At 62.9% G+C, this 6,329-nt stretch carries 7 protein-coding genes; 3 read left to right on the forward strand and 4 right to left on the reverse strand.

The features are described 5' to 3' along the window. The first annotated feature begins 240 nt into the window (after window positions 1–240). Window positions 241–804 (forward strand): nicotinamide riboside transporter PnuC, encoded by a 564-nt coding sequence (gene pnuC, locus BFP90_RS13185; protein WP_065896923.1) that lies wholly within the window; start codon window positions 241–243, stop codon window positions 802–804. After that, on the forward strand, window positions 801–1,337 hold the full coding sequence (locus tag BFP90_RS13190) for an AAA family ATPase (protein ID WP_065896925.1): 537 nt from the start codon (window positions 801–803) through the stop codon (window positions 1,335–1,337). Before pnuC ends, BFP90_RS13190 begins: the two co-directional genes overlap by 4 nt. Here BFP90_RS13190 and xth read toward each other — a convergent pair. Together xth and ggt are read right to left on the reverse strand one after the other, a co-directional pair. Further along, window positions 1,334–2,128: an exodeoxyribonuclease III gene (gene xth, locus BFP90_RS13195; RefSeq protein ID WP_065896927.1), complete on the reverse strand. Its 795-nt coding sequence runs from the start codon at window positions 2,126–2,128 to the stop codon at window positions 1,334–1,336. The genes BFP90_RS13190 and xth overlap by 4 nt on opposite strands. A 76-nt stretch (window positions 2,129–2,204) precedes the next feature. Beyond that, entirely contained in the window at window positions 2,205–3,929 is a 1,725-nt protein-coding gene (gene ggt / locus BFP90_RS13200) for a gamma-glutamyltransferase (protein ID WP_065892901.1), read from the reverse strand. Window positions 3,930–4,119: 190 nt separating this feature from the next. Between ggt and BFP90_RS13205 the strand changes: the two genes are divergently transcribed. Beyond that, on the forward strand, window positions 4,120–5,265 hold the full coding sequence (locus BFP90_RS13205) for a MalY/PatB family protein (protein WP_065896928.1): 1,146 nt from the start codon (window positions 4,120–4,122) through the stop codon (window positions 5,263–5,265). A gap of 47 nt (window positions 5,266–5,312) precedes the next feature. On the opposite strand, the gene BFP90_RS13210 is transcribed toward BFP90_RS13205, so the two are convergent. After that, window positions 5,313–5,528 (reverse strand): TOBE domain-containing protein, encoded by a 216-nt coding sequence (locus BFP90_RS13210; RefSeq protein ID WP_057725249.1) that lies wholly within the window; start codon window positions 5,526–5,528, stop codon window positions 5,313–5,315. Between the two features lie 142 nt (window positions 5,529–5,670). Beyond that, a partial coding sequence (locus BFP90_RS13215; protein ID WP_065896930.1) for a FecR family protein occupies window positions 5,671–6,329 on the reverse strand: 659 nt, incomplete at its 5' end.

A 6,329-nucleotide genomic window follows, 5' to 3' on the forward strand; every position in this document is an offset into this window, starting at 1 on the left:
CCCGGCGTCCTGCCGGGTTACCCACGAATTCAAGCCTGCGTTCGGCCAGCGTGGTTTAACGGGGCGCCTAGGATCAAGAGCGGCTCGCTTCGCATCGTGGTTACGGTTGGGCGCTGCTGAGTTGTGTGGACACCTATAACCATCGGGGGCATGCCCCCTCGCACATTTACCTGCTGTGTTTTGAGGATCGTCCACCTCTGGGTACAATCACCGCCCTCTCCCACTCCCCAAGGAACCGCCATGTCCGGGCTTGAACTGTTCGCCGCCGCACTGGGGGTGATCGCCGTCTGGCTGACGGTCAAGCAGAACCCCTGGTGCTGGCCCATCGGCCTGGTGATGGTGCTGCTCTATACCTGGGTGTTCTACGACGTAAAACTCTACTCCGACATGTTGCTGCAAGTGGTGTATGCCGTCCTTCAGCTCTATGGCTGGTGGCAATGGACCCGCGCAGGCGCGGTCAGGCAGGGACGCCAGGTGACTCGCCTGGGCATGCCGGCGGTCATGAACGGCCTGGCCGTGGGCGCTGTCGGTAGTCTGTTGCTCGGCGCCGCAATGGCTCACTGGACCGACGCCGCCCAGCCCTGGCTCGACGCGGCGCTGACCGGTTTCAGCCTGGTGGCGCAGTTGTGGATGGCGCAAAAACGCGTGCAGTGCTGGCCGTTGTGGATCGTGCTGGATGTGATTTTCGTCGGGTTATTCCTCTACAAAGGCCTCTACCTCACCGCCGCGCTGTATGCGCTGTTTACCGTGATTGCCGTGCAAGGCTGGCGTGAATGGCGCGCCGACCCGGCGTTGCACGTATGAAAGTGGTGGTGCTGGCAGGCCCGGAATCGAGCGGCAAGAGCTGGCTGGCCGCAGAGCTGCATGCGCACTTCGGCGGGCTGATGGTGGGTGAATACGTGCGCCATTTCATCGACGAGCATCAACGCGATACCTGCCTGGCGGATATCCCGGCGATCGCCCGGGGCCAGTTGGCCTGGGAGGATGCGGCGCGCGCCCGGCGCCCGGCGCTGCTGATCCTCGACACCCACCTGCTGACCAACCGGCTCTGGAGCCAGACGCTGTTTGGCGATTACCCAGGCTGGCTCGACAGCGAACTGCTGGCCCGTCACTACGACCTGCATCTGCTGCTGTCCCCGGAAGACGTGGAATGGAGCGCCGACGGCCAGCGCTGCCAACCGCAACTGGCGGACCGCCGGGCGTTCTTCCAGGCCAGCCTGGACTGGATGCACGCGCACCATCAGCCGGTGGCGGTGATCAGGGGAGACTGGCAAGCGCGCCGGGTGGCGGCGTTTGCGGCCGTCGAACGCTTGCTCGCGTCTGCAACGAGCGATTAACGCTTCTTACGCGTACCGAGCTCGATCCAGGTCGGCGCATGGTCGCTGGCATGCGCCTCGTTGCGCACCCAGGCATCGACGCCGGCATTCTTGAGATAGGGCTTGAGCGCGGGGTTGAGCAACAGATGGTCGATGCGCAGGCCTGAATTCTTCTGCCAGTGCTGGCGAAAATAGTCCCAGAACGTATACACCCGTTCTTCGGGGTACAAATGCCGCACTGAATCCGTCCAGCCCTGTTCCAGCAGGCGTTGATAGCAGGCCCGACTCTCGGGTTGCAACAAAGCGTCCTTGAGCCAGGAGCGCGGGTTGTAGATGTCCAGGTCGGTGGGCACCACATTGAAATCCCCGGCCAGCAGCACCGGATGTTCACTGGCCTGCAACGCCCGGGCGTAGTCGATCAGGCGTTCGAACCAGGCCAGTTTGTAATCGAATTTCGGCCCCGGTTGCGGGTTGCCGTTAGGCAGGTACAGGCAACCAACCAGCACGCCATGCACAGCCGCTTCGATATAGCGGCTTTGATCGTCGCTGTCGTCACCGGGCAGGCCGCGCCGGCTTTCCAGCGGTTGAGCGTCCCTGGCCAGGATCGCCACCCCGTTCCACGAGGCCTGGCCCAGGCAAATCGCGCCGTAGCCGGCCGCCTCGAAATCGGCATAGGGAAACAGGCTTTCCGGCGCCTTGAGTTCCTGCAGGCAAACGATGTCCGGCTGCTCGCGCGCCAGCCAGTGCAGCAGGTTAGGCAGGCGGGCACGAATACCGTTGATGTTGAAGGTGGCGATTTTCAGCGCTTTCATGGCTGGGGTCCTTTCGGGGCTCCTGGGGTAGAGCCCGGAAAGAACGCAGATGTTCCATGCGCGAGCGAGTCGGGTGTCAGTACCCCAACGACAGCCCGGTATTGCGACGCGGGTCATTCGCGCCATAGAAGCGGTTGTTGCCCACCGGCTTGGCATCCAGGGCCGGAGCGCCCACCAAAATGGCGGCCACGTGATTGGCATCCTGCGGCCCGGCGAACGTATGGCCCCAGCTTTCGAGGAGCTTGCGGGTATCCGGGCTGACCGCAAAGGTTTCAAGGTTGGTGGCCTGCGGCATCCACTGCTGGTGGAAACGCGGCGCGTCCACCGCCTCCTGGATGTTCATCTTGTAGTCGATGACATTCAGGATGGTCAGCAAGGTGGCGGTGATAATGCGGCTGCCGCCCGGCGTCCCCACCACCATGACCGCCTTGCCATCCTTGGTCACGATGGTCGGGCTCATTGATGACAATGGCGCCTTGCCTGGCGCAATGGCATTGGCTTCACCCTGGACCAGCCCGTACATGTTCGGCACGCCGACCTTGACGGTGAAGTCGTCCATTTCATCGTTGAGGATCACCCCGGTCTTGCTCGCCATCACGCCCGCGCCAAACCAGTCGTTGAGGGTGTAGGTGACGGAAACCGCGTTGCCCCAGGTATCGACGATGGAGTAGTGGGTGGTGTTATTGCCTTCATGGGGCGATACCCCAGGCTTGATCGCCTGGGAATCCCCAGCCTTGTGCGGCTCGATCGCGTCGCGCAGTTTCGCCGCGTAGTTTTTATCCAGCAGATGCGCGATCGGGTTCTTCACGAAGTCCGGGTCGCCGAGGTAGCTGTTGCGGTCCACATACGCGTGGCGCATCGCTTCGATCTGATAGTGCAGGCCCTGGGCCGAGTGATAGCCCAGGTCCGCCATCGGGTAGCCTTCGAGGATATTCATGATCTGGCAGATCACCACGCCACCGGAGCTTGGCGGCGGCGCCGAGACCACATGGTAGCCACGGTAGTCGCACTCGATGGGCGCCAGTTCGCGGGTTTTGTATCGGTCCAGGTCAGCCTGGGTGATCAGCCCCTTGCCGGCCTGGCTGGAGTCGACCAGGGCCTTGGCGACCCAACCTTTATAGAAGCCATCGCTGCCCTTCGCGGACACTTCCTTGAGGGTCCTGGCCAGGTCCTTCTGCACCAGCGTCTGGCCGACCTGCAGCGGCTGCCCGTTGTGCAGGAAGATCGCGCGCAGGTCCTGATCTTTTTCAAACTCTGCGGTGGCGGTGTGCAGCAGGTCGATGTCGCCCTGCTCCAGGGCAAAACCGTTTTCTGCCAGCTTGATCGCCGGCGCAATCACTTGGGCGCGCTTGAGCGTGCCGTATTTGTTCAGGGCCAGCTCCATGCCGGAAACAGTGCCAGGCACGCCGACGGCCAGGTGACCCTTGGCGCTCAGGCCCTCGATGACGTTGCCGTCTTTATCCAGGTACATATTGGCCGTTGCCGCCAAGGGGGCTTTTTCGCGGAAGTCGAGGAACGTCTTGCGCCCGTCCGCCAGTTGCACGGTCATGAACCCGCCGCCGCCCAAGTTGCCCGCCGCCGGGTACACCACGGCCAGGGCGTAACCGACCGCAACGGCCGCATCCACCGCATTGCCACCGGCCTTGAGCACATCCACGCCCACCTGCGTTGCCAAATGCTGGGCGGTGACCACCATGCCATTTTCCCCGGCCACCGGGGCCTGGGAAGCGGCCTGCACACCACTGACCGTCAACACCAGGACAGTGGCAATCAAGGTGCGGTTGAAGGCTTGGTATTTCATCCGTGACTACTCGAGTGATTGAGATGCACCAAAATAGCCCTTCCCTGATTCGACCCCCAGCGCAATGGCGTTTTTATGACAGAGCTTGTCGGTGATGGAACGGTGGCCCGCAATATTCAGCGCTGGCCTATAAAACGAATGGCGCTAGAATCAGCGCCACTCTTTATACCCCCCCTGATACGAGCGCCCCATGAGCTTTGATTTCGACACGATCCACCCACGCCTCGGCACCGGCAGCACCAAGTGGAACCGCTACCCGCAAGACGTGTTGCCGATGTGGATCGCCGACATGGATATCGCCGCCCCGCCCGCCGTGCTCGAGGCCCTGCACGCGCGCCTCGACCTGCAGGTGCTCGGCTACAGTGTCGCCGGCCCGGACGTGCGCGAGGCGATCATCGCCGACCTGTGGGCCAAGTACGCCTGGCGTGTTGAACCGGATGAGCTGTTGTTCCTGCCCGGCGTCGAGCCGGGTTTCAACATGGCGCTGCACGCGTTCGTCCAGCCGGGCCAGCCGGTGGTGCTGCAAACCCCCAACTATCGGCCGATTCGCCTCGCACCCGGCCACTGGAACCTGCCGCGCATCGAAGTGCCGTTCGAGCTGATTGATGGCCGATACCGCACGCCGCTGGCGGCCATGCGCGATGCCTTGAGCGGTGCCGGTGCGCTGCTGCTGAGCAACCCGCACAACCCGATCGGCAAGGTCTTCCCCCGCGACGAGCTGCTGGCGATTGCACAGGCGTGCATGGAAAACGGCGCGCTGATCATTTCCGATGAAATCCACGCCGAGCTGTGCTTTGACGGCCGTCGCCATATTCCCACCGCCAGCCTCAGCCCCGAGATCGCGCAACGCACCATTACGCTGATGTCGGCCAGCAAGGCCTATAACGTCGCCGGCCTGAAGACCTGTTTTGCGGTGATCCAGAATGCCGCGATTCGCGAGCGTTTCAACCAGGCCCGCTGCGGCATGGTCGACAGCGTCAGCCCCTTGGGCCTGGAAGCCACCCGCGCCGCCTACAGCGCATGCGGCGACTGGCTCGAAGCGCTGGTGCACTACCTGCAAGGCAACCGTGACTACCTGCTCGACGCCGTGCAAACCCGCCTGCCCGGCGTGGTCATGCACGCGCCGGAAGGTACATTCCTGGCCTGGCTCGATTGCAGCGCCCTGGGCCTGGAAGATCCGCAACAGTTTTTCCTTGAACGGGCCAAGGTTGGGTTGAGTGCCGGGATCGAGTTTGGCGATGACAGCCAACAGTTCGTGCGCCTGAACTTCGGCTGCCCACGGGCGATGCTGGAAGAAGGCGTGCAACGCATGGAGCGCGCCCTGCGCCAGCTGTAGGTGGCGAGGGACCGGGGCAGCGCGGCGGCCCCGTTCTCATGCGTGTCTCAGAGTTTGGCAATCGACACTTCGGTGGATTTCACGAAGGCAATCACTTCACTGCCCACTTTCAGCTCCAGGTCACGCACCGAACGGGTGGTGATGACCGAAGTGACGATGCCGGACGCAGTCTGCACGTCGATTTCCGACACCACTTCCCCCAGCAGAATTTCCTTGATGGTGCCCTTGAACTGGTTGCGCACGTTGATCGCTTTGATGGTCATGTCGGCTTTCCTTTTGGCTGTTGGGTCAATCCGCACGAATGCGCAGGCCCTCAAAATGCGCCATCGAGAAAAATAACAAAAGGAATATATAACTCTTTATTTATTCGATATGGATATATAAAGCGTTGCCCATCCCAGCACTTCAGGACAGCGTGACCCAATAGCGGGTCCGCGCCTGTACGTGCAACCCCAGGCTGGAGGCCAGCAGGTCGAGGATACGGTCGGTGTCGTCCAGACGAAAACTGCCGGTGACCCGCAACTGTTCCAGACGCGGGTCCCAGCGCAGCACGCCCGGGCGATAACGCGCCAATTCCCGCAGGAAATCCCCCAGCGCCTGGTTCTGCGCGGTCAGTACACCGTCGCGCCAGCCCAGTTGCAGCGCATCGAACGCGACCCAGGCGCCGAGCCCGGAGCTTTTCAACGGCGCTTGCTGACCGCCTTGCAAGGTTGCCGTGCGCCCGTCCAGGTCGCGTACCCGCACGGAGCCCTTGAGCACAGACACCAGGCAACCGGCGTCCAGTTGCCGAACACACACTTCAGCCTGGCTGACCGTCAGCTCGCCGTAACGCGTCTTTACGCTCATCGCCGTCGCTGCGGGTACATTCAACGCCAGCTCACCCTCGACCAGGGTGATGCGTCGCTGCGCCGGGTCCACGTCCACCGCCGTCGCGGTATTGAGTTGCACGCTGGCGCCGTCAGCCAATGCCATGCGCGTGCGCTCCCCCGTGGCCGTGTGCAGATCGGCGCGCCAGGTCTGGATGGGCAATTGCCGGCTGAGCAGCCAGGCCGTCGGCAGCAGTG

It is taken from the genome of Pseudomonas sp. 24 E 13 (assembly GCF_900004715.1).
GTDB classification, from domain to species: domain Bacteria; phylum Pseudomonadota; class Gammaproteobacteria; order Pseudomonadales; family Pseudomonadaceae; genus Aquipseudomonas; species Aquipseudomonas orientalis_A.

Bases quoted from the DNA above. Each gene is read 5' to 3' on its own strand.
- BFP90_RS13210 (WP_057725249.1), bottom strand. From the start codon at position 5,528: ATGACCATCAAAGCGATCAACGTGCGCAACCAGTTCAAGGGCACCATC.
- BFP90_RS13205 (WP_065896928.1), top strand. From the start codon at position 4,120: ATGAGCTTTGATTTCGACACGATCCACCCACGCCTCGGCACCGGCAGC.
- pnuC (WP_065896923.1), top strand. From the start codon at position 241: ATGTCCGGGCTTGAACTGTTCGCCGCCGCACTGGGGGTGATCGCCGTC.
- xth (WP_065896927.1), bottom strand. From the start codon at position 2,128: ATGAAAGCGCTGAAAATCGCCACCTTCAACATCAACGGTATTCGTGCC.
- ggt (WP_065892901.1), bottom strand. From the start codon at position 3,929: ATGAAATACCAAGCCTTCAACCGCACCTTGATTGCCACTGTCCTGGTG.
- BFP90_RS13190 (WP_065896925.1), top strand. From the start codon at position 801: ATGAAAGTGGTGGTGCTGGCAGGCCCGGAATCGAGCGGCAAGAGCTGG.